Here is a 21,173-nt window from a genome sequence, read left to right on the forward strand (position 1 = left end):
AGTACGGGGTCGCAGTTTTCAGGTGTGGGGAAGTTACACCTCTAGGGGCGCGGGGGGGGGGGGGGCCCCCCCCCCCCCCCCCCCGCCCCCCGCCCCCCCCCCCCCCCCCCCCCCCCGGGGGGGGGGGGGGGGGCCCCCCCCCCCCCCCCCGCCCCTGGAGTTACTCCTCGACAGGCAGCAGCAGCCCCGTCAGTCCCTCGATGAGCTTCGCTCCAGGGCCTTCGCCCTGGTAGTGCACAAGCAGACCCCGCAGGACCGTCGCGCTCTGCCGGTCGTGGAGGGCCATCACCGCGAACATCGCCACGAACTCGTCGACCAGCCAGTCGCGCAGCGACTCCGCGCTGCCGACTCCGCCCTCGTCCAGCCAGGTCAGCGCCGTCGCCTCGACGACCGCGACCCAGGAGCGGATCAGCAGGGCGAGTCGCGGGCCGGGGTCGCGGACCCCGAGGTGCTCGATGATGTTGGTGAACGCGGACCTGCGGACCTCGTCCACGATCGCGTTGGTGCGCTGCGTCTCCACCGCCGAACCGCCGCGCAGCAGCGCGCCGTAGCCCGCCGCATGCTCACGGACGAACGCGAGGTAGCGGTCGAGCGCATAGGCGAGCCGCTCGGTCGGGTTGCCCTCCGCGGGGGAGACGAAGCGCGCTGCGAGCTCCCTGGCCGCGCTGCCCAGCGCGGCCTCGTACAACTGCTGCTTGCCGCCAGGGAAGTAGCGGTAGACCAGCGGCCGGGACGCTTCCGCCGCCGTGGCGACGTCGTCGAGGGAGACCTCCTCCGGCGCGTGGCGGCTGAAAAGCTCCAGCGCCACCGCGATCAGCTGCTCGCGACGCTGTTCCACCGGCAGGCGCCGGTAGGGTCCGCGGCGCGCTCGGGTCGTGGTCGTGGTCGCGGAAGCCTCGTCGGGCGTGGCAGGCGCTGGGGTCACCTGATCACCTTACGCCGCCGCCCCGTTCGGCGACGCGGAGCGTCCGGGCTCGGCCCGAGGTCGGACGGGGGCGGACGGGGTCGGGCACGGCCGGCCGGGCTCGGCCGAGGTCGGACGGGGGCCGCGCGGCTCCGCCGCCTCCGCCCGGCTCGGGTTGGGCCGCCGCGCCGCGACGACCTCAGAGCAGCCCCGACCGCCGCCACTCGGCGCGCACCGCGCGGCCGTGGATGACGCCGGTCTCCTCCAGGAACTCCACCAGCTTCTCCGCCGACCACCGCATGGTCTCCCTGCGGTGCTCGCTCGCGCGGACCTGGCGCAGGCACTCGTCCACGTCCAGACCGGCCCGCTGGTAGACCTTGGGGCTGATCAGCGAACGGGCCACGACGACCGCCGCCTGGCCGGAGGTGAGCCGGGTGAAGGTGCGCTCCCAGAGCGGCGCGGTCACCATCTGCCGACGCAACTCCTCGCGCGCGTAGCGCACATGGCGGGTCTCCTCGACGACGTGGATCCGGGTGATGCCGCGCACCAGCGGCTGGATCCGCTCGTCGGGGAAGCTGACCCGCTGCATCCGGTCGAGGATCTCCTCGACCAGCAGGGTCGCGGTGAAGGCTGCGGGCGTCGGCGCGGTGGTCTTGAGGACGCGCCCGAGGAAGCGGGACATCCCGCCCGGCTGGTACCAACCGGTCTCCAGCTTGGCGACCATGCGCGCGAACATCTTGGAGTGCCGGCACTCGTCGGCGACCTCGGTGAGCGCGTACTGGACGTGGCCGGTGCGCGGGTCCAGGTCGTAGATGTGCCGGGCGAGCAGCTGCATCAGGATGACCTCGAACCAGATGCCCGCCGAGGCGAGGCTGGCGGCCTCGTGGCGGGACAGGTCGATCCGCTGCTCCTCGGTCATCCGCTCCCATAGCGGCGTCCCGTAGAGGGAGACGAGGTGCTCGGGCAGGAACCAGAGACCGGGGACGAGCGGGGCGTCCCAGTCGAGCTCGGTGTCCGGGTCGAAGGAGTGCTTGGCCGAGGCCGTGAGCAGCCGTTCGGCGACCAGTTCACGGTCGCTGAGCAGTAGGGAGGGGGCGCCCGGGGTCGTCGTCATCGCCATGCTGTTATGAGACTCCGCGTCAGCAAGGGTGTCAATCCCTTCGACGTCGGCTTCCCCTTTCGGGGCGACTTTCCGTGGCGGCTTCGTGGCGCGAGTTGTCCACAGGCGGGGTTTGTCCACAGGGTGAGAAGTGCGCGAAGGGAAACATGTGGTTCTTGTGCAGAATGGCCCACATGACGCGAGTCGCCCGCCCCGTCCGGCCCAGTTCCGAGCCCTCACCGCCCAGTCCCGTCGCCAGAGCGGCCACGAGGCTCTGGGCGCTGGCCCGGTTCCTGATCCGGTCCGCGCCCGGCACCTACCTCTGGCTCTTCATCCTGGGCGTCAACACCCTTGCGCTGACGCGGATGTCGCCTCGCTTCAAGCACTGGTTCCTGGCCACCCACAGCACCAACCTGGTCGAACTCAGCCACCATCCGGTCAAGGTGCTGATCAGCAGCGCGTTCTGGACGGAGACGCCGAGCTTCTTCTTCTGGTTCGTGATCTTCAATCTGTTCCTGGTCCCGGCCGAGTGGTGGCTCGGAACCGCCCGCTGGCTGGCGGTCGTCGTGCTCGCGCACGTCCTCGCCACGCTGATCAGTGAGGGCACGGTGCAGTTGATGATCAACGCGCACATGTACCCGCACCGGGAGCGGTTCGTCATCGACATCGGCGTCAGCTACGGCCTCTCCGGGGGCGTCGGCGTGCTGGCCTGGTGGTGGGCCAGGCCCTGGCGCTGGTGGTATCTCGGCATCTCCGCCGCCTTCTACGGCGTCCTGCTCGGGGTCTCCACCAACTTCACCAATCTCGGCCATCTCTGTGCCTATCTGATCGGTGTGGCCTGCCTGCCGCTCACCCGTGGACGACGCGGTGGCGACATGACGCCGGCCAGTCTTATCGCTCCTCTGCGAAAACGACTGACTAGCACCCCTCTCCGTGGTGCAGGATGACCCGCATGGCAGACACCCATTCCCTCGCAGCTGACACGCCTCGTCGGATCGCGGACGCGTACGTCGACGCGGTAGCCGAGCAGAACCCCGTCACCGCCGCATACCTGGGCGTCAATCCGGGCGATCCGCGTCAACCGGACCTCTCCCCCCAGGGGTTCGACACCGAGGCGGATCTCGCCCGCCAGGCGCTTGCCCGGCTGGACGCGCTTCCGGCCGAGGCGTTCGAGGACCCGGTCGAGTCGGCGTGTGCCCGGCTGCTGCGCGAGCGGCTGACCGCGCAGCTCGCGGTCCACGAGGCCGGCGACCACCTCCGCTCGCTCAGCAACATCGGCGCGCCGGTCCACGACGTCCGCGCCATCTTCTCGGTCGCGCCGAGCGAGACCAAGGAGGACTGGGCCGCCCACGTGGGCCGGATGGGCAACGTCGCCGACGCGGTCCGCGGGTACCAGGCCACCCTGGCCGAGGGCCTGCGCCGCGACCTGGTCAGCGGCCCGCGTCAGGTGGCGACGGTCGGCACCCAGCTGGCCGCCTGGTTCGGCGAGAGCCTGACCGACGAGAAGAACTGGTACAGCACCTTTGCCGTCGACTGCCCCGCAGACCTGCGGGCCCAGCTCGACGCCAACGCCGAGCAGGCGTCCGTAGCCGTCGCCGAGTTCTGCGCCTGGCTGCGCGACACCTACGCGCCCGTGGCCGCCGACCGTCCCGACACCGCCGGTCGGGAGCTCTACACGCGGTCCGCGCGCCTCCACAGCGGCGCCGACCTGGACCTCGACGAGGCCTACGCCTGGGCGTGGACGGAGTTCCACCGCCTGGAGGCCGAACTCGTCGCCGAGGCCGACAAGGTGAAGCCCGGCGCGACCCCGCGCGAGGCCTCCGAGTACCTGGAGACCGACGGCCACACGATCGAGGGCGTGGAGGAGATCCGCGTCTGGCTGCAGAACATCATGGACGAGGCCATCGAGGCACTCGACGGCACCCACTTCGACATCCAGGACAACCTGCGCCGGGTCGAGTCCCGGATCGCCCCGGCGGGCTCCGCCGCCGCGCCGTACTACACGCAGCCCAGCCTCGACTTCTCCCGTCCCGGCCGCACCTGGCTGCCGACGCTCGACAAGACCGCCTTCCCGACCTGGCAGCTCGTCAGCATCTGGTACCACGAGGGCGTTCCCGGCCACCACCTGCAGCTGGCGTCCTGGGTTGCGGCGGCCGACACGCTCTCCCGCTACCAGGTCACCCTCGGCTCAGTCAGCGCCAACCTGGAGGGCTGGGCGCTGTACTCCGAGCGCCTGATGGACGAGCTCGGCTTCCTCGCCGACCCGGCCCACCGTCTCGGCTTCCTCGACGAGCAGATGCTGCGCACGGTCCGCGTCATCATCGACATCGGCATGCACCTCGGCCTCACCATCCCGGCGGACTCCCCGTTCCACCCCGGTGAGACGTGGACGCCGGAGCTGGGGTCGGACTTCTTCGCGGCCTACGTCGGCTCGCCCGCGGAGATGCGGGAGAGCGAGATCATCCGCTATCTGGGCTGGCCGGGCCAGGCCATCGGCTACAAGCTCGGCGAGCGCGCCTGGCGTCGTGGCCGCGACGCGGCGAAGGCGGCGGCAGAGGCGCGCGGCGAGGAGTTCGACCTCAAGGCGTGGCACATGAAGGCGCTCGCCCAGGGCTCGTTCGGGCTGGACGACCTGGTCGCCGAGCTCAGCGCGCTGTAGCGGGCAGGCCCTGGTCGGATTCTGGGCGGTCCCCGGCCGGTTGCCCGGTCGGATTGCTGCTCGGATTGCTGGTCGGGCTGCCTGGTCGGACTGCCTGGTTCGGGCGTCCTGCCTGCCGTACCCGAGTCCCCGGCGTCTGCGACGGCAAAGGCCGCGCGAGAGGCTGGGGCTCGGGTTACGGTAAGGCCCTCTGCTGACTACGAGGGAGACCACGTGGAGCACGAGCTGCTGGTCGCGGAGTCGCGGCTGGATTCCGTCACCGTCCATGCCGACGGCGCACTCTGCCGCCGCCGGGTACGCGTCCAACTCCCGGCCGGTGTCTCTCGGGTACGGCTCACCGGCCTGCCCCTGGTCTCCGATCCGCAGAGCCTGCGGGCGCGCGTCGTCGACCTCCTCGACCCGGACGCGGAGGGGGCGGCGGAAGGGGCGGCGGAGCGGTCATCACGCGGTCGGGTGCTGGACGTGCGACGCGAGGAACGGGCGGAGGTCGTACCGCGCGAGCAGCTCGCCTCACTCCGGCGCGAGGTCGACGCCGCGCAGGAGGCGTACGACGTCGCACGCGCTCGGCGTGACCGTCTGGCGGCGCGCGCCGAGACCACCTGCGCGCTGCGGCCCGTTCCGCCTTTGCCCCGGCGTGGGGACCCGCCTCGTCCCGCACCCGTCGACGCGGTCATCGCGCTCGCCGGGTTCACGGACGAGCGCCTCGACACCGTGAATGCCCAACTCCTCGGCGCAGAGCAGGCGTTCGAGCGGGCCGAGCACGACCTGGATGTCGCGCGACACCGTCTCGCTGAGGCCTCGCACGCGCTCCCCACGGAGTCGACCCGGACGACGGCCGACGCGGTGGTCACGATCGACCGCGGGGCAGACGGGACGGGTGGGGCAGGCGGGTCGGGTGCGGTAGGCGCGGCAGTCGGGTCCGGAGGGCTGGACGGCCAAGATGCCCTGGTCGAGCCGGAGTTGGAGGTAGAGCTGGAACTGGAGTATGCCGTCCCCGGCGCCACCTGGTTCCCCTCCTACCGGCTCCACCTGACCCGCCGCGGGGCAACTGATGGTGCCTCTGGTGTCTCTCCGCGCGACAGCCTCTCCCTCCGTGCGTCCATCGCTCAACGCACGGGTGAGGACTGGACCGGTGTTCGACTGAGCCTCTCCACCGCCGATCTGCTGACCCGCACCGTGATGCCGCAACTGCGCTCCATCCGGCTGGGCCGACGGCAGGCCGAGCAGCCCGCACCGCCGTGGCGGGAGGCTCCGGCAGGCCTGAGCGGACTCTTCAGCGGCTACGACGCAGCAGTCGCCGACGCCCCGGCTCCGCCGGTGCCGCCGCCATCGCGCGGTCTGGGCGCGGCAGTTGCTGGGGCCGGGGCCGGGGCTGGCGTCGTCGGCGGCAGCGAGGGTGAGAGGGAACTACGTCCCGCGATGCGCCGTGCCGCTCCACGTGCTGCGGCATTCGGTGCAGCCCCCGCCGCTCCGGGGGCTGCGCCCGGCGGTCCCGTCGCCTACGGCGGCGCGTCTCGTGCCCAGCCCATGGCCGTCGCCTTCCCGGCAGCGCCGCAGGCGGGCGCGGCCCCACCCGTCCGGGCGTTGCCCGCGGCCGAGCCGACGCTCGACGTCGCCCTCCGTGACCTCGCCGGGCTCGAACTCGCAGGTCCGACCGCACCGATCGGGGCTCGGGGCACGCTCGCTCCCAGCCTGTCCGGTGGCTCGGCCGGCCCGGTCGAGCGGGAGCACCGGCAACGCGCGCAATCCGTACGCGGGCTGCCGGTGCCGCCGCACGCTGTGCCGGTGCACCTGCGTGCGGCGGCCATGGGCGCCGGTCCCGTCGCCGACGACCGCGCCCAGACCCTCGAGCACCGCTTCGACCACCAATTCGACCACCGCTTCGACACTGCGGCGAGGGTGGACGTTCCCGCCGACGGCGCCTGGCACAGCGTGGCCGTCTCGGAGCTCCCGGTCGGGTTGATGCTCCGTCACCTCTGCGTGCCGTCCCTGGACCCGCAGGTGTACGCCACGGTCGAACTGGCCAACACCAGCCCGCACGCCTTGCTGCCCGGCCCGCTCGACGTGGTCGTCGACGGCGAGTACAGCACCACCGTCGCGATGCCCGCCCTTGCGCCCGGCGCGCGCAAGCGGATCGGGATCGGCGTCGAGGAGGGCGTGCGGGTCGCCCGCCACAGTCGTTCCGCCGAGTCGTCCAGCGGCCTGCTCGGCGGTACGACCGTGATCACCCAGCGCGTCGAGATCGAGGTGGCCAACCGCCTCGACCGTCCGATCGATCTCGACGTGCTGGAACGCGTCCCCGTCAGCGACGAGAAGGACGTACGGATCGAGGACACCGCCGCCACTCCACCCTGGACGGTCGTCCCGCCCGAGCAGGACGAGCACCATCGCCGGGGGCTCCGTCGCTGGCAGCTCGACCTCGCGCCCGCCGCCACCGCCACGCTCACTGGTGGCTACGAGATCCGCATTCCGTCCGCCAAGGCCGTCGCCGGCGGCAATCGGAGAGACGCATGACGACCCCGCCCGATCTCCCCGACGCGACCGACGCCACGGACGCGACCGACGCCACGGACGCGACCGACGCTCTTCACGCCCCGATGCTGCTGACCGCGCCCGTCACCGCCGTCACCGTGCTTGAGGACCGGGTCGAGGTCCAACGCGCCGTGTCGCTGGCCGGTTCGGCGCTGTCGCCCGGAGTGCACCGACTCCGCCTCGGGCCGGTCAGCCCGCTCGTCGTCGACCACTCCCTGCGCGGGGAGCTGGACGGCTTTCCGGGCGGCAGCGTGCTGGACCTGCGCGTGGTGCGGCGCTACACGCCGAGGCCGCCGGTCGCCTCGTCGTCCTCGGACGAGCGGTCCGACCTGTCGGTGGTCGGACGACGCGTCAACGACCTGTCGCAGCAACTGCGGAGGGCGGAGCTGAAGGTGGCCAGGCTCGCCGCGCACGTCGCAGTCCTGGAGCAGTTGCTCGTCGACGTGCACCGTGACATCGCCGAAAGCGCGGGCGCGGGTGACGCGCATCCGGAGCGCTGGCGTGAGGCCCTCAATCGCGCCGAGGGTGAGTACGACCGCCACGACGACGAGCTCGGCGCGGCCCGCCGCCGCGCCGCGCGCCTCAAGGCCGAGCTGATCGAGGCCCAGGAGTCCTTGGCAGCGTCGGAGACGCCCCCCATGGTGCTCACCGCACATGTCGAGGCGGTTCTCGAACTTCCGGAGAGTGGCGCGGTCGGATCTGCTTCCTTGTATGCAGAACCAATGTTGACGCTCCGTCATCTCACCCCCTGTGCCCTCTGGCGCCCGGCCTACCGGGCCACGCTCACCACCGGTGCCGGCACTACCGGCTCCACAGGCGAGCAGCCGGGCCTGCAACTGGAGCGCGACGCCTTCCTCTGGCAGCGCACGGGCGAGCCGTGGACGGACGTCCGAGTCACCCTCTCCACCGCCCGCCCGGCGCGTGCCGCCGAGCCGCCGTTCCTGCCCTCGGACGTGATCGCCCTGCGGGACCGCAGCGCGGAGGAGCGTCGCACGGTCGAGGTGGACCTGCGTGAGGTCGAGATCCCCGAACTCGGGCCGGCCATGGACGAGTCCGGGGCCGCAGCCGGGGGAGTGCAGTCCACGGTCTCGACGCTCCCGGGCGTCGACGACGGCGGCGAGGCACGGCGTCTGGTGATCCCGACAGCCGTGACGGTGCCGAGCGACGGGCGCGCCCATCGCGTGCCGCTGGGGGAGACCACGTCGGCCGCCACGGTCGACCTCTTCTGCCTGCCGGAGCTCTCGCCGCTGGTGCTGCGGAACGTCCGCTTTCGCAACGACTCCGGCGCGCCGCTGCTGTCGGGGCCGGTCGACCTGGCGCACGACAGCGCCTTCGTCGGACGCGGCGAACTGCGCTTCACCGCGCCCGGCGCGCCGGCGGAGCTCTGCTTCGGCAGCGACGGCGGCTTCCGCGCGGTCCGCAGCGTGCAGGAGACGACGGAGACGGTCGGACTCTCCGGCCGCACCGTGCGCAGCAGAACGGTCCGCGTCACGCTCACCCGTTTTGCGGCCAGCCCAGGGGACGAAGCTTCCGATCCGATCCGCGTCTCCCTGCGCGAACGGGTGCCGGTGTCCGAGCTGGCCGAGGTGGAGATCCGGCTCGACAAGCACGGAACGTCGCCGCAGCCGGATGCGCTGGACACCGACGGCATCGCCCGCTGGGAGATCGATGTCCAGCCGGACGACCGGCGGACGGTGGTGCTCCGCTACGACGTCGTCGCCGCGCCCAGTGTGTCGATGACCGACTGATCGTCAACGTGATCGTCAACTGGTCGTCCGCACAGCGATTTCGAACGAAGCAAACGCAGCCGATCGTTCGCTGCGCGAAGATGCCCGGTGAACGACTCAGCGATCGGAGGAGCGCGCCCATGAGCGAACAGTCGGCCGCCGAGCCCGCCGCCTCCGTGCCGCCACGCTCCCGTGTGCGCTTTCCCCTGCCTGACGACGAGACACGATCGGTCCTCCGCCGTGACGCGCTTCCGATCGCGATCGCCGCGATCGTGTCGATCGCCGCGCTGATCGTTCGCCATGGCTGGACGCTCGTCCTCCCGGCCCAGATCGTCTTCGTGGTCGGCGCCGCCGCGCTCGCGATGGTCGACGCCCGCCTGCGCCGCCTGCCCGACGCGCTGACGTATCCCGCGTATCCGGCGCTCCTGCTGCTGCTGGCCCTCCCGGGGGCGGGCGGCCCATGGCTCCGTGCCCTCCTCGGCGCGCTGACACTCGCTTGCGGCTACTACCTGTTGGCGCTCTTCGGCGGCGCAGGGCTCGGCGACGTCAAGGCAGCCGGGCTGGTCGGCCTCGTCGTCGGCTACGAGGGCTGGTTCCGTCTGCTCGCGGCCACCGTCTACGCCTCACTCCTGGCGGGCGTCTGGGCCGTAGCCCTCCTCGCCACCCGCCGGGCCGGACGCCGCAGCCAGATCGCCTTCGGCCCGTTCCTGATGTCCGGCGCCCTCCTCGCCCTGCTGCTCTGACCACCCGGCGCGGAGGGACAGCGGAGGGATATCCGTTCGCGGACGGGCAGTCGACCAGGCAGAGTTCGCGCATGAGCGCGACCACGACAGGCCTGGACAGCGACGGCTACATCGCCCGCGAGGGCTCACTGGACCGGGTGCCTTCGGCCTACGCCCCCGTGGTCGCCACCGCCCGGGACCGCATCGCCGCGGCCTTCGACCCCGGCTCCCGCCTCCACAGCGCCTACCTCTACGGCAGCATCCCGCGCGGCACCGCTGTGCCCGGCGTCTCTGACCTCGACCTGCTCCTCGTCCTGCACGAGCCGCCGACCCCCGCCGACCGTGAGGCGGCCGACGCGCTCGCGTCCTCCCTCGACGCGACCTTTCCGTTCGTCAACGGCGTCGGTGTGCTGCTCTTCGATGCCACCACCGTGCTCAGCGAGCTCGAACGCCACGACCTGGGCTGGTTCCTCGCCTGCCTCTGCACGCCCCTGCTCGGTCCGGATCTGGCCGCCCAACTCCCGCGCTACCGCCCGGACCGCCTCCTCGCCCGCGAGACCAACGGTGACCTGGCTCTCGCCCTACCCCGCTGGCGCGAACGCCTCGCCGCTGTCGAGGGCGATCTCACCACTGAGCACGACCTCGCCGCCCGCCGCGTCCTCTGCCGCAGCGTCGCCCGCCGCCTGGTCCGCACCGGCCTCACCCTGGTCATGCCCCGCTGGGGCGGCTGGACCAGCGACCTCCGCCTCTCCGCCCAGATCTTCGCCCGCTACTACCCCGCCCGCGCCACCCAGATGCACCTCGCCGCAACCGTCGCCCGCACGCCCACCGACGACAGGTCCGTCCTGCACACGCTGGTCGACGACCTGGCCCCGTGGCTCGCCACCGAGTACACCGCCGTCCACGGCACCAAGGCCCCACGCGTGTGAGGTCGGTGTATCAAGTTCGAGCTGGTCAGCGCCGTCGCGCGGGTCTCGCGGTACCTATCACGTGAAGCCGCCCGAAGGCCGTGCCGACCGCTAGGATCTCGGCATGCGTGCGTCCGTCCCCACAGCCCCACAGTTTGCGATCATCGACCTCTTTTCAGGTCCGGGTGGTCTCGACGTGGCGGCGCAGCTTCTTGGCGTCCGTACGACGGGCATCGAGTGGGACGTGGACGCGTGCGCCACCCGTCGTGCCAACGGGCTTGCTACAAGGCAGGGCGACGTCAGGGGCTTCAAGCCCGACGATTTTCCGGACCACAACGTTCTCGCGGGCGGACCGCCTTGTCAGACTTTCACGGTCGCAGGAAAGGGAGCCGGTCGTAAGGCGCTCGATCAGGTACTTGATTTCTCCCGCCGACTAGCGAGTGGGGAAGACCCTGAATCCATTGACGCGGAACTGGCCGAGCTCGACGACGAGCGCACCGGGCTTGTACTGGAACCCCTGAAATGGGTGCTGCGCGCTATCGCGATCGACAATCCTTACCAGGCGATCGTCCTGGAACAGGTACCTGCAGTACTTCCGGTTTGGCGTGCGTTTGCAGAGATCCTCCGATCGAAGGGTTACCAGGTCCGGGAGCCGGAGGTGCTGCACACGGAGGAATACGGCGTTCCGCAGACGCGGCGACGTGCCATTCTGATCGCCAGATGGTCGGGACCGACCGCATTGCTGAAGGGCAAGCCGGACTTGCCCGCCCCGACCCACCACCGGTACCGCAAAGGCCGTCCGCGCGGGGCGGGATCCGCAGACCGCGCTCCCTGGGTCGCAATGAACGATGTCGTCCGCGTCGGGCAGCAGTTTGAGGTTGTTTCCAATTACGGCACAGGCGGGGACCCAAAGGCACGAGGCCGCCGTCGATCGGATGAGCCGTCTGCGACCGTGACTGGCAAGATCTCAAGGAATCGTGTGGTCTCGGACGGGGTGGACCTGCAGCGTTTCAGCGACGCTGAGGCAGGACAACTGCAGACCTTCCCGCCGAATTACCGTTGGCGCGGCAATGGCGTTGCCCAGCAGGTGGGGAACGCGGTTCCTCCGCGTCTCGCCCTCCACATCATCGCCGCTGCGCTCGATCTGGAAGAGTCCCGGGTGGCCAAGGCAGTCAAGGTTCTGAACGACGGCATCGATCACGAGTCCGAGTTGTAACGGCCTGCATCGACTGACCCTGCCCCTGAGCGCAGTCCTAACGACGCTTCGCTCGTCTGGCGCCCTTGCTCGTCGCCTCGGAACGTCGTCGCATGACGGCCGCGCGGATAAGCTCTGCGCACTCGCCCGGCGCCTGGTGCTCCCAGAAGCGAAGAACAAGCCATCCCTCCGCTTGCAGGCGGGCGTCGGTGTCCCGGTCGCGGGCGACGTTCCGGGAGATCTTCTCCTCCCAGAACTGCGCGTTCGTTTTCGGGGCCGTGAAGTGTTCAGGGCAGCGATGCCAGAAGCAGCCATCAATGAAGATCGCCACTTTGGTGGGACCGAAGACAAGGTCGGCCGTACGGCGGATTCCGGGAACCGGTCTTGCGGAGACCCGGTAGCGGAGCCCGGAGGCATGCACCAGTGATCGCAGCGCACGTTCCGGGGAGGTGTCGCGCCCGCGATTTCCCAGCATGCTCCGCCGGTTGCCCTCTGAAGACGCCCAGGAACCAGCAGGTGGGGTCCAGTCAGACGTCGGGGACATGAGGCTCTACCTCCCGAGCACCAGTGGATCGCGCCAAGAGCGGACGCAGTGGGCGCTCGAGGTTGACCACAGTCTCGCGTGCGATCAGGGCGTTCACGGCCGCAGCCGCATGGTGTCTGGGGAGCTCCCACAGGGCTGGCCCCGAGGGCCCAGAGTAGTCGGAGATTCCGCTCGGTTGCCCGCCTTAGCGTGTGGCAACTGACAGAAGCACTTTCCCCTCCAGCGCTTCATGATCGCCCCCATAATGTGTGCAGGGACGGTGACGACAGCAGGCGTGGCGGCCCCGCTCCCAAGCAGGCAGGGGGCGGGGCTCGTTGGTCGCAGTCCTTGCCCTGCTCCACGGGCGGCGAGGATGCGATGACGAAGGACTCAGGGGTTCGGATGAGCGAGCAGTTCGACGAGTTGCTGTACGACACGTTCAAGGTACTCCTGGACACGTATCCGCCCGCTGAAGCGGTCAAGCGCCTGGAGATCCTCGGCACCTCGCCGGACGCGATCGGATGGATTCGTGAGCGCCATGAGCAGGAACGGCTGCAGATCAGGGAGTTGGAGGAGCCGCGCTCCGCGGTGATGGGAAACCGGGACACCTGGTATACCGGGCCGCGTGAGGGCGACAAGTGTTGGCCTGCCCTAGTTCGGCAGCTTGAGCGGGACGGGTGGCCGCAGGAGCCCGCGATCCGGAGTCTGGATGATTCCTCCACTCGCATTGTCTCCTTGCTCGATCACCCGAGGGAGCCCTCCTTCGCCACCCGCGGGCTGGTGGTGGGCTACGTGCAGTCTGGGAAGACCACGAGCTTCACCGCCGTGACAGCCAAAGCAGTCGACCGGGGCTACAAACTGATCATCGTGCTCGCGGGCATCCACAACGGTCTGCGCCGGCAGACCCAGGCACGCCTGATGAAGCAGCTGGTGGCCCCTAATCCGACGCTGTGGTCGCAGATGACCGACCTGGAGGATGATTTCCGTCCCCAGGCCAACCCTGCCTCCTATTTCGGCAAGAGCAACCGGACGCACGTGCTGTGCGTGGTGAAGAAGAACGCCACGGTGCTGCGCAGACTTGCGCGGTGGCTGGACCAGGCCAAGGAGTACCTGCAGGACTGCCCGGCCTTGATCGTCGATGACGAGGCAGATCAGGCCACGGTGGCGACGAAGTCGATCAACCCGTTGATCCTGGCGATCATGGGCAGCCTGCCACGCTGCGCCTACGTGGGTTACACCGCCTCGCCGTTCGCGAACCTGCTGATCGACCCGAGCGCGCAGGATCTCTATCCGAAGGACTTCATCGTCAACCTGCCCAAGCCGCAGGGGCATTTCGGCACCGAGGTGCTCTTCGGCCGATACGCGTTGGACGGCGAGGACCCCGAGCAGGTCGACGACGGGTACGACATGATCCGTTCGATCCCTGAGGACGACATCGACTGCGTTCGCCCGCGTACCCGTGATGAGGTGGAGGGCTTTGAACCGTACATCACCGACACGCTGCGAGATTCCCTGAGGTACTTCTGGTTGGTCACTGCAGCCCGCAAGGTACGCGGAACGGGCAACCCCCATAACACGATGCTCATTCACACGAGTGTCAACACCGGGGTGCACAACAGCTTCGAGTGGCCGTTGCGGCATGCGAAGGATCAGGCCCGGTCCCGGCTTCAGGATCCCGATCTGCTCGCCGAGCTCCGTGCACTGTGGGATCTGGAGACGGCTCGCGTTCCGGCCGAGGAGTTCGGTGAGGAGAGGGTCTCCTTCGACAAGCTGTTGCCGGAGCTCGCCGGGGTGCTCGACGGCTGCCGGATAGTGATGGACAACTCCAGCAGTGATGCCCGCCTCGACTACGAGAACGGTCCGGTCACGGCGATCGCGGTCGGAGGCAACACTCTCTCCCGCGGGCTCACCTTGGAGGGACTCTCGGTGAGCTACTTCGTTCGGGCGGTGTCCGCTTACGACACCTTGTTGCAGATGGGGCGTTGGTTCGGTTTCCGCAACGGCTACGCCGATCTGCCCCGGATCTGGATGACCGACGAGCTGAACGAATGGTTCCGCCACCTGGCCACGGTCGAGACCGAGATGCGACGTGATATCGACGTGTATCTCACCGAGGACGAGACCCCCTTGTCCTTCGCGGTGCGGCTGCGGACCCACCCTAGTCTCCGGGTCACCGCTGCGGCGAAGATGAAGAGCGCGGTGACCGCGGCCTCCTCCTTCGGAGGCAAGCGGGTACAGACGCACTACTTCCGCACCGACAGGAACTGGATTGTCCATAATCAGGCAGCCGCACGGACGTTGGTACGCGGAGCCCAACTGCAGGCGGTCCGGACCGAGGACCGCAGCGCGGAGGGTCGGTACCTGCTTCGGGAGGTCCCGCATGAACTGGTGCTGGAGTTTTTGGAGAGCTATCAGTTCCACGAGGATTCGGTGGAATGCGACGCCGGGTTGATAACCGACTACATCCGCAAGCGGGTGCGGGTAGCGGGTGCACTCGCCCGGTGGAACGTGGCAATCGTCGGCAACCCGCTGGAGGCGCATGAGGAAGGCTTTGAATTTGCTTCGGGAGTTGCAGTCGGCCGGGTGAACCGTGCCCGGCTCGTGCCCGAGCCTGGCAAGTCCGTGCGTGCGGACCGCGCCGATATCAAGACCTTGATGAGCCGTCGGGACGCGGCGGTCGATCTCGCAGGTGATGTCGCGAAGCTGGACGAGCACGGGATTATGGAGGAACGGAAGCGCCAGTTCCCCGACACCGGCCTGCTGGTGCTCTATCCGATCGACCGCGTCTCGCAGCCTGTTCCTTCGAAGAAGCTGCGTGCTCCACTGGACGCAGAGGAGCACGTGCTCGGCGTCGGCCTGGTCTTCCCCAAGCCGATTGGGGACGACAGCGAAGTGAGCCGATATCTCTCCGCCGATCTTTCCCAGGTTGTCCTGGAGGAAGAGGACTACAGCGCGCTCGAGGAGGACTCATGACCGAGGGCGCGTTGCCGACGGTGGTGGAAGAGCACTGGCGGAGGCTGACGGCCGAGCAGGTGTCTGGGGAACGGCGGCTACGAGTGGCGCCGCTGCCAGTCGACACAGTCAACGGCCCGTTGGCCATTGGAATCGACTACGAGGGGCACCGTCACCTCTTGGTGCCGATCAAGAGTCGGCAGCAGGTGCGTCGGGGGATGGACGGCCCGGTTCTGAGACTGCGCCGGCGGCCGTTGGAGGACGCCGAGAGCTACCGAGTGTACGCAGACCTCGGGTGTCTGCTGCCCGCCTATCAGGAGCTGTTCACACGACTCTGCAGTGACGTGTTGGCTGAGACCGGGCAGATGCCCGGGAATCCGCTCAGAGCGTTGTACCGGGTGCTCGATCGCTGGAAGGCCCTGTTCGAGTCGAAGGGTGTGCTGCTGGGACCGGACGAGCTGGCCGGCTTGTTCGGGGAGCTCCAGGTGCTCAACCGGCTGCTGGAACAGGATCCGGGCGCATATCGGCTGTGGCTCGGCCCGAGGGGCAACCGACACGACTTTGTCGGTGCGGATGGAGCGATCGAGGTGAAGGCGTCCACGGCGGAGGAAGGCCGTCGTCCGCGCATACACGGGCTTGATCAGTTGGAGAGCCCCAGCGAGGGTGCTCTGCAGCTCGTCTGGTTGCGCCTGCGGCGGGCGACGTCGAGTGGTGTGGGTCTGGTCGAACTTGTGGATCATGCTTTGGACCTGTGCGATGACGAGAGCGCCCTCCTGTCACTGCTGGCCGATGTCGGCTACCGGCCGGGCGACACGGAGTTGTATCAGCCGCTGCGGTTCGAAACCACCGAGGAACGCTGGTACCGGGTCGACGCGGATTTTCCGAAGCTGACGGAGCAGCAGCTTGTCGAAGCAGGACTCCCGGTGGACGCACTGAACGTGGAGTACACGATCGACCTGTCGGGTGAGCAGCCCACGCCGTTGGGAGAGGGAGACGTGATCGAGGCCGTGCACCGGCTGCTCGCTGGACAGCGCACATGACGGAGCCTGGCTGGTTCTCCCAGCCCTACCCACCCCTGGGCGCCAGCGCTGCCGAGGGGATCCGCAATCAACTCGGCCGCCCTGAGCTGGATTTGATGACCATCCTGGTGCGGGAGTCGGTGCAGAACAGCTGGGACGCGCACCTGGAGGGCACGGGAACGCCGGTGGACTACCGGTTGGACCTGTGGACAGTCAGCCCGGGCCACATCGCGGCCTGGCGCGAGCTCCTACTCAACGATGCTCCGGCAACCGCGTATCTGCCGCTTCGTGACTCGTTGCGGCGCAGTGTGGTGCAGGTTCTGGCTGTTTCTGACCGAGGGACTACCGGCCTCGGGGGGCCGACGCGGGCTGATAAGGCCTCCGACACCGATAGAGACTTCGTATCGTTCATCCGCAATATCGGTGAGCCCCGCGACACGGTGTTGGGTGGGGGGACCTATGGCTTCGGCAAGGGTGTCTTCTACCTGATGTCCAAGCCCGGTGTGATCCTGGTGCACACCCGCTGCAGGCTCGCGGACGGCTCGTACGAGACCCGGCTGATGGGTTGCGCGATGTGGAAGAGCTACGTCGCCGATGAGAACGGTGTCAAGTGCCGCTATACCGGCAGACATTGGTGGGGAGACACCTCCGGGGACATCATCGAGCCACTGATCGGGGCGGAGGCCGAGGGCATCACCCGTCGGCTCGGGCTCAAGCCGTTCGGCCCGGACGAGACGGGCACGACTGTCGTGGTCATCGACCCTCTCCTGCGGCGTGACGAAGAGCCACTGGCTGCCGGCGAGGCAGCCGACTATCTGGCTGACACCCTGGCCTGGCACTTGTGGCCGAAGATGATCGAGGTTTCGGGTGATGGGCCCGCGATGCGATTCTCCGTCAGTTGTGACGGTATCGAACATCCGGTGCCTGATCCGCGCACGACGCCGGGGCTGAAGTTGTTCGTAGCAGCCTACGAGGACATGATCGGACCGGACGCGCGGAGACTCGACTGTCACCGGCCGAAGAAGCACCTCGGCAGGCTGGGTTTGGTCAAGCGCATCATGCCGCCACTCGAGCCGACGCTGGCCGCACGCATGGTCGGCATCGACAGGCTGCTCCATCATGTCTGCTTGATGCGCCCCGCAGAACTGGTGGTCACCTACTGGCCGGGGGTGCGGCCACCGAGTGAGAACCTCGGTTATGCCGGTGTCTTCCGAGCCGACACAGCGATGGATGACGTCTACGCCCAGGCCGAGCCGCCGACGCACGACGCGTGGCACCATCAGCCACTGGACCACCCGGACAGTACGTTTGTCCGAACAACGTTCACGCGTCTCGCGGAGAGTGTCGACGGCCTTCTCAACTTGAGCGGCGGCGTCCGTCAGGGAGCGGCCAAAATGGCGCTCGGTGCGGCAAGTTCGATGTTCTCCGGGCTGGTCGGCGGCGCCTGGGGCATCGGTGGTGCGACTGCCTACGCCAAGGCGGGCAGTACCGCTATGCCTGCCCCTCGACGGAAGGCCGAAGCACCGGACGTCGTCGAGGAGGAGTACGTGTCGCCTGGCGTTGCGTGCGACGGAGGTGGTGCCGTCGGTGTAGCAGGCGGTCTGTCCGAGTCCGCCGGCGACACCTCAGCTGGCCCGAAGGCCGTGGCTCGCCCGCGAGTGCAGTACGTCGGTGAGCCGTACTACGACGAACGTGAAGGCGTCACTGTGCTGGTGCAGGAGTTCCGTCTGCCAGCGGCGCTCGCGCAGCGGGTACGCATCGACCTGGCCATCACCTTGCCCGGATCTGGCGGACGGGAGACCGAACCTCCGCAGGGCGCGCTGATGCCCGAGCTGGTCGGTTGGGAGGACACCGGAGGCAGTCTCGTTGGCGCTCCGGCCTGTGTTATCGAGGGCGGCGACGGCAGGATCTGGCGTGTCCTCGTTCGACCTGCTCCAGACACCATGACCGAGATCGGCGTCAGGGTCGAGGCGGTGCGGACTTCGTGAGCCTGCGCGCACTTCCGTACCGTGTGCCGACAGCAGACACGGTCACTGCCCAGCCATGGCATCTGATCACTGATGACGGTGCGATGCCTCTGCCGGAGGCTCTGCCGGACTGGGACTACCAGATGGATCTCCACCTGTGCCGTAAGGTCCGGATCGACGTCGACCGGGTCCGCGCTCAGACCGGTCTGTCGGCAGATGCCGTGCTTGGACTCAGCGCTGTCTGGAGTGCGACCGGCTCCAACCTCAGTGGTCCGGCGCATCACGTCCGTCTTGTCGGGTCCGGCACGGTCGATGTGGAACTGGAGGCCCGCCTGCGTGGGGCGGATCTCGGCGGCCTGCTTCTGCTTGACACAGCTCTGGTGCTGGCAGAGAGATACTTGGACGGCAGGCCCTCTGCGCCGCGCCGAGCAGGCTCCGTGCTCTGGAGCCACCAGGATCAGTTGCGGCTGCAGGGAGACGCCCCGCAGTTCCCCATGGCTGTCATCGACTTTGCGCACACCTCGTTCCCTGCTCGGGCTGCCTGGCACCTTCAGATCAGCGGCAGCCTGGAGAGCGCGACCATGGGTTCGCTGTTGTTGTTGATCAATGAGAAGAACACGGTCACTGCCACCGCCTTCGAGAATGCCGCGAGGCCGCGCCCTGTGGACAGGGCGGTGCTCTCGGCCGTCTACGCGGACGCGGCGCGCACCATGCTCGAACACGCTCTGGCACACCCCGACTTCGCCGATGATGCCGAGTTCCCCGATGACTCCTTGGGGATGACGTGCATGGCCCTGTTCGACACGCTGTTCCCGAAGCGCACTATCACCGACGTGCGACTGCTCCGCGAGCAGTCGGCGAGCCTGTTCGCCTCGGAGCTCCAGGCGCAGGTGAGGATCTTTGAGGAGTCCGGATGAGCTACCTGTACCCGAGACTGCTGTCCGGCCAGGCGAAGGCGCTTTTCGAGGAGTACCGGGGACTGTCCGTTTCCGAGCTCACCGGACGGGCACGGACGTCGCACGACTCTGCAGTCTACGTCGCCACAGGTGGCGACCGCGTCGCGGAGCGTCGGCTCAAAGAACTGCGTGGCGCGGTGGAGACACTGGCCCTTGAGGCAGGTTTCCCCGACCGCGCAAGCAGGGCTGACAACACCGAGTTCGACGTGCGCCTGGCCAGGTTGCTGCACGACAGCATGGGGCTGGTCCCAGCGGAGGCCGCGTCCAGGGACGTCTGGGCGTTCCTGTCTCTAGTGCTCCTGCCCGACATCGCGTACTGGCGTTACCCGTCCCCGCCTCGCGACCGTGTTCTGGGGACGGATCTGACTCGGCATGTGTTCGGACGTATGTGGTGGCGGGCACAACTGGTCTACTCGCCCGAGGACGAGGATCCCTACGCCTCACTTCGGATCCTCGGCGAGGCAGCCTTTGACCAGATCTATGCCCGCCGCGCTGCTCTAGGCGGCAGCCCCCATATGGTCAAGGCCATCCTCAAAGTCTGGAACGAGATCGCACTCACCGGACTGACCGGACTCAACGAGCGGGAGACACTACGCGACTTCCTCAAACGGCTGCTCCGCCTGGCGCCCTTCGTGCTCTTCGACGGTGTTGAGGCAAGTGCCTTGGAGGACGAACTCCGCGCTGTGCTAAGCGAATCGGTGACTGCATTGCTCGCCCGGGCAAGGGGCGATGAGTCCGGCTCCAGCCAGCTCGTGGCCACCGTTGACGCCGTGTTCGCCAGCACGGCGATTACAGAGGCCGTCCCGGAAGACGACTGGGTCCTGGCGCCTCCGGCCCAACGACGGTTCACGTCGGTGGAGGTCTGCGCCGGGGCAGGAGGGCAGGCCCTCGGCCTTGAACGTGCAGGCTTCGATCCAGTGCTCCTCATCGACAACCAGGAGCATGTCTGTCGGACTCTCGGTCTCAACCGGCCTCGATGGGACGTCCGCTGTGGCGACGTGCGTGCCTTCGACCCGGCTGAACATCTGCGAACCGAGCGCGTGGACTTGCTCAGCGGAGGGCTGCCGCGGATCCGGTCGGCGGCCACGTCCGCGCGCGCGGACGATGTCGAAGAGCGCGAGGTCTTCGAGGCCGCGGTCAACCTGGTTGCACGGATGAGGCCGAAGGCCGTCCTGTTGGAGAACATGCCCGAATTCATCGAGAAGGACGACTTTGCGGCTGAACGCTCGGCGATTGAGGCGGAACTGACGGAGCACGGATACCACGTGTTCTGGCGAGTGCTTGACGCCGCAGACTTCGGCGTCCCGCAGCATCGCCGATCCGGCCTTCTCGTAGCACTCGCCGAGCCCTACCATGAGGCGTATTCCTGGCCAGCAGCGATCCCTGAGTCGCCTCGCACGGTCGGGGAGGTCCTCGGGGTTTCCATGGCGTCGGGAGGTTGGCCCGGAGCGACCGAGTGGGCGACCCGCGCTGACAAAGTGGGTCCGGCACTCGTGGGCGGTTCGGACAGGCGGGGTGGCGCTGACCTCGGGCCGACCGGAAGTAAGAACGCCTGGGCGGGTCTCGGCGTCAACGGGAACAGCCTCGGGGACACTGTGCCCGAGGCGGGTTTCCCGCCCGGAGAGATGCCGAAACTCACCGTACGCCAGGCAGCTTTGCTGCAGTGCTTCCCGGAGGACTGGGGTTTCGAAGGCGGGAAGACCAAGGAATACCGTCAGATTGGGCATGCCATGCCACCACCACTGGCAACAGCGGTGGGGCGGCGAATCGCGGCAGCCCTTGCCTGATCGCCTGGTCCAGTCGCCCGTCTCGCACTTTCGCATAGCCCAAGGAGACGCGTCCGGGGTCGAGCAGTCGTCGCGCACGCCTCCGTGGTCGTGTTCGCAGCGCCAGCGAGACTGAGGCAACCATGGGCCGCGCCAGGGCCCGCTCAGGGGGGAGCTGGCGCTAACGGCATGCAAAACGGGGTGTGGACATCAAACTGTCCACACCCGATCACGGCCAACCTGC

At 68.7% G+C, this 21,173-nt stretch carries 15 protein-coding genes; 12 read left to right on the top strand and 3 right to left on the bottom strand.

Translation table 11 applies throughout. The features are described 5' to 3' along the window. Positions 1 to 160 precede the first annotated feature (160 nt). Both ABH940_RS27060 and ABH940_RS27065 read right to left on the bottom strand, forming a co-directional pair. Entirely contained in the window at positions 161 to 925 is a 765-nt protein-coding gene (locus ABH940_RS27060) for a TetR/AcrR family transcriptional regulator (RefSeq protein WP_370060910.1), read from the bottom strand. Positions 926 to 1,103: 178 nt separating this feature from the next. Further along, positions 1,104 to 2,018, bottom strand: coding sequence for a diiron oxygenase (locus ABH940_RS27065; RefSeq protein ID WP_370061849.1), 915 nt, complete (start codon positions 2,016 to 2,018; stop codon positions 1,104 to 1,106). A 179-nt stretch (positions 2,019 to 2,197) separates the two neighbouring features. On the opposite strand from ABH940_RS27065, the gene ABH940_RS27070 reads away from it, so the two are divergent. The 7 genes from ABH940_RS27070 to ABH940_RS27100 all read left to right on the top strand — a co-directional run bounded on the left by ABH940_RS27070 (position 2,198) and on the right by ABH940_RS27100 (position 11,767). Continuing rightward, on the top strand, positions 2,198 to 2,950 hold the full coding sequence (locus ABH940_RS27070; protein WP_370060908.1) for a rhomboid-like protein: 753 nt from the start codon (positions 2,198 to 2,200) through the stop codon (positions 2,948 to 2,950). Between the two features lie 5 nt (positions 2,951 to 2,955). Continuing rightward, positions 2,956 to 4,662: a DUF885 domain-containing protein gene (locus ABH940_RS27075; RefSeq protein ID WP_370060906.1), complete on the top strand. Its 1,707-nt coding sequence runs from the start codon at positions 2,956 to 2,958 to the stop codon at positions 4,660 to 4,662. A 213-nt stretch (positions 4,663 to 4,875) separates the two neighbouring features. Further along, positions 4,876 to 7,176, top strand: coding sequence for a DUF4139 domain-containing protein (locus ABH940_RS27080; protein ID WP_370106419.1), 2,301 nt, complete (start codon positions 4,876 to 4,878; stop codon positions 7,174 to 7,176). Then, entirely contained in the window at positions 7,173 to 8,942 is a 1,770-nt protein-coding gene (locus ABH940_RS27085) for a mucoidy inhibitor MuiA family protein (RefSeq protein ID WP_370106420.1), read from the top strand. Before ABH940_RS27080 ends, ABH940_RS27085 begins: the two co-directional genes overlap by 4 nt. A 119-nt stretch (positions 8,943 to 9,061) precedes the next feature. Further along, positions 9,062 to 9,664 carry a prepilin peptidase gene (locus tag ABH940_RS27090; RefSeq protein WP_370060900.1) on the top strand — a complete coding sequence of 201 codons (603 nt, stop codon included), beginning with the start codon at positions 9,062 to 9,064 and terminating at the stop codon, positions 9,662 to 9,664. 71 nt (positions 9,665 to 9,735) lie between these two features. Then, a complete protein-coding gene (locus tag ABH940_RS27095) occupies positions 9,736 to 10,572 on the top strand; it encodes a nucleotidyltransferase domain-containing protein (protein ID WP_370106421.1) in 837 nt (278 codons plus the stop codon). Positions 10,573 to 10,675: 103 nt separating this feature from the next. Continuing rightward, a complete protein-coding gene (locus tag ABH940_RS27100; RefSeq protein WP_370106422.1) occupies positions 10,676 to 11,767 on the top strand; it encodes a DNA cytosine methyltransferase in 1,092 nt (363 codons plus the stop codon). 37 nt (positions 11,768 to 11,804) lie between these two features. Here ABH940_RS27100 and ABH940_RS27105 read toward each other — a convergent pair whose 3' ends face one another. Then, the gene (locus ABH940_RS27105; protein ID WP_370106423.1) at positions 11,805 to 12,290 is read right to left on the bottom strand and encodes a very short patch repair endonuclease; all 486 of its coding nucleotides are present in this window, start codon (positions 12,288 to 12,290) and stop codon (positions 11,805 to 11,807) included. Between the two features lie 381 nt (positions 12,291 to 12,671). Here ABH940_RS27105 and ABH940_RS27110 point away from each other — a divergent pair, with 381 nt between their 5' ends. From ABH940_RS27110 to ABH940_RS27130, 5 genes are read left to right on the top strand one after another with little or no spacing between them, the layout of a single operon-like run. Continuing rightward, on the top strand, positions 12,672 to 15,242 hold the full coding sequence (locus tag ABH940_RS27110) for a Z1 domain-containing protein (protein ID WP_370106424.1): 2,571 nt from the start codon (positions 12,672 to 12,674) through the stop codon (positions 15,240 to 15,242). Beyond that, positions 15,239 to 16,261: a PD-(D/E)XK motif protein gene (locus ABH940_RS27115; protein WP_370106425.1), complete on the top strand. Its 1,023-nt coding sequence runs from the start codon at positions 15,239 to 15,241 to the stop codon at positions 16,259 to 16,261. The genes ABH940_RS27110 and ABH940_RS27115 overlap by 4 nt, the downstream gene beginning before the upstream one ends. Then, positions 16,258 to 18,228 (top strand): hypothetical protein, encoded by a 1,971-nt coding sequence (locus tag ABH940_RS27120; protein ID WP_370106426.1) that lies wholly within the window; start codon positions 16,258 to 16,260, stop codon positions 18,226 to 18,228. Before ABH940_RS27115 ends, ABH940_RS27120 begins: the two co-directional genes overlap by 4 nt. Then, the gene (locus tag ABH940_RS27125) at positions 18,225 to 19,124 is read left to right on the top strand and encodes a hypothetical protein (protein ID WP_370106427.1); all 900 of its coding nucleotides are present in this window, start codon (positions 18,225 to 18,227) and stop codon (positions 19,122 to 19,124) included. The genes ABH940_RS27120 and ABH940_RS27125 overlap by 4 nt, the downstream gene beginning before the upstream one ends. Beyond that, positions 19,121 to 20,950, top strand: coding sequence for a DUF6339 family protein (locus ABH940_RS27130; protein WP_370106428.1), 1,830 nt, complete (start codon positions 19,121 to 19,123; stop codon positions 20,948 to 20,950). Before ABH940_RS27125 ends, ABH940_RS27130 begins: the two co-directional genes overlap by 4 nt. The last annotated feature ends 223 nt before the right edge of the window (positions 20,951 to 21,173 follow it).

Origin of the sequence: Streptacidiphilus sp. BW17, from assembly GCF_041262485.1 — a bacterium.
In the GTDB taxonomy this organism is placed as follows: domain Bacteria; phylum Actinomycetota; class Actinomycetes; order Streptomycetales; family Streptomycetaceae; genus Streptacidiphilus.

What these genes read in the sequence shown, in the direction of transcription:
- ABH940_RS27090 (WP_370060900.1), top strand. Translation starts at nt 9,062, where the DNA reads ATGAGCGAACAGTCGGCCGCCGAGCCCGCCGCCTCCGTGCCGCCACGC.
- ABH940_RS27110 (WP_370106424.1), top strand. Translation starts at nt 12,672, where the DNA reads ATGAGCGAGCAGTTCGACGAGTTGCTGTACGACACGTTCAAGGTACTC.
- ABH940_RS27075 (WP_370060906.1), top strand. Translation starts at nt 2,956, where the DNA reads ATGGCAGACACCCATTCCCTCGCAGCTGACACGCCTCGTCGGATCGCG.
- ABH940_RS27105 (WP_370106423.1), bottom strand. Translation starts at nt 12,290, where the DNA reads ATGTCCCCGACGTCTGACTGGACCCCACCTGCTGGTTCCTGGGCGTCT.
- ABH940_RS27085 (WP_370106420.1), top strand. Translation starts at nt 7,173, where the DNA reads ATGACGACCCCGCCCGATCTCCCCGACGCGACCGACGCCACGGACGCG.
- ABH940_RS27065 (WP_370061849.1), bottom strand. Translation starts at nt 2,018, where the DNA reads ATGACGACGACCCCGGGCGCCCCCTCCCTACTGCTCAGCGACCGTGAA.
- ABH940_RS27130 (WP_370106428.1), top strand. Translation starts at nt 19,121, where the DNA reads ATGAGCTACCTGTACCCGAGACTGCTGTCCGGCCAGGCGAAGGCGCTT.
- ABH940_RS27115 (WP_370106425.1), top strand. Translation starts at nt 15,239, where the DNA reads ATGACCGAGGGCGCGTTGCCGACGGTGGTGGAAGAGCACTGGCGGAGG.
- ABH940_RS27070 (WP_370060908.1), top strand. Translation starts at nt 2,198, where the DNA reads ATGACGCGAGTCGCCCGCCCCGTCCGGCCCAGTTCCGAGCCCTCACCG.
- ABH940_RS27100 (WP_370106422.1), top strand. Translation starts at nt 10,676, where the DNA reads ATGCGTGCGTCCGTCCCCACAGCCCCACAGTTTGCGATCATCGACCTC.
- ABH940_RS27120 (WP_370106426.1), top strand. Translation starts at nt 16,258, where the DNA reads ATGACGGAGCCTGGCTGGTTCTCCCAGCCCTACCCACCCCTGGGCGCC.
- ABH940_RS27095 (WP_370106421.1), top strand. Translation starts at nt 9,736, where the DNA reads ATGAGCGCGACCACGACAGGCCTGGACAGCGACGGCTACATCGCCCGC.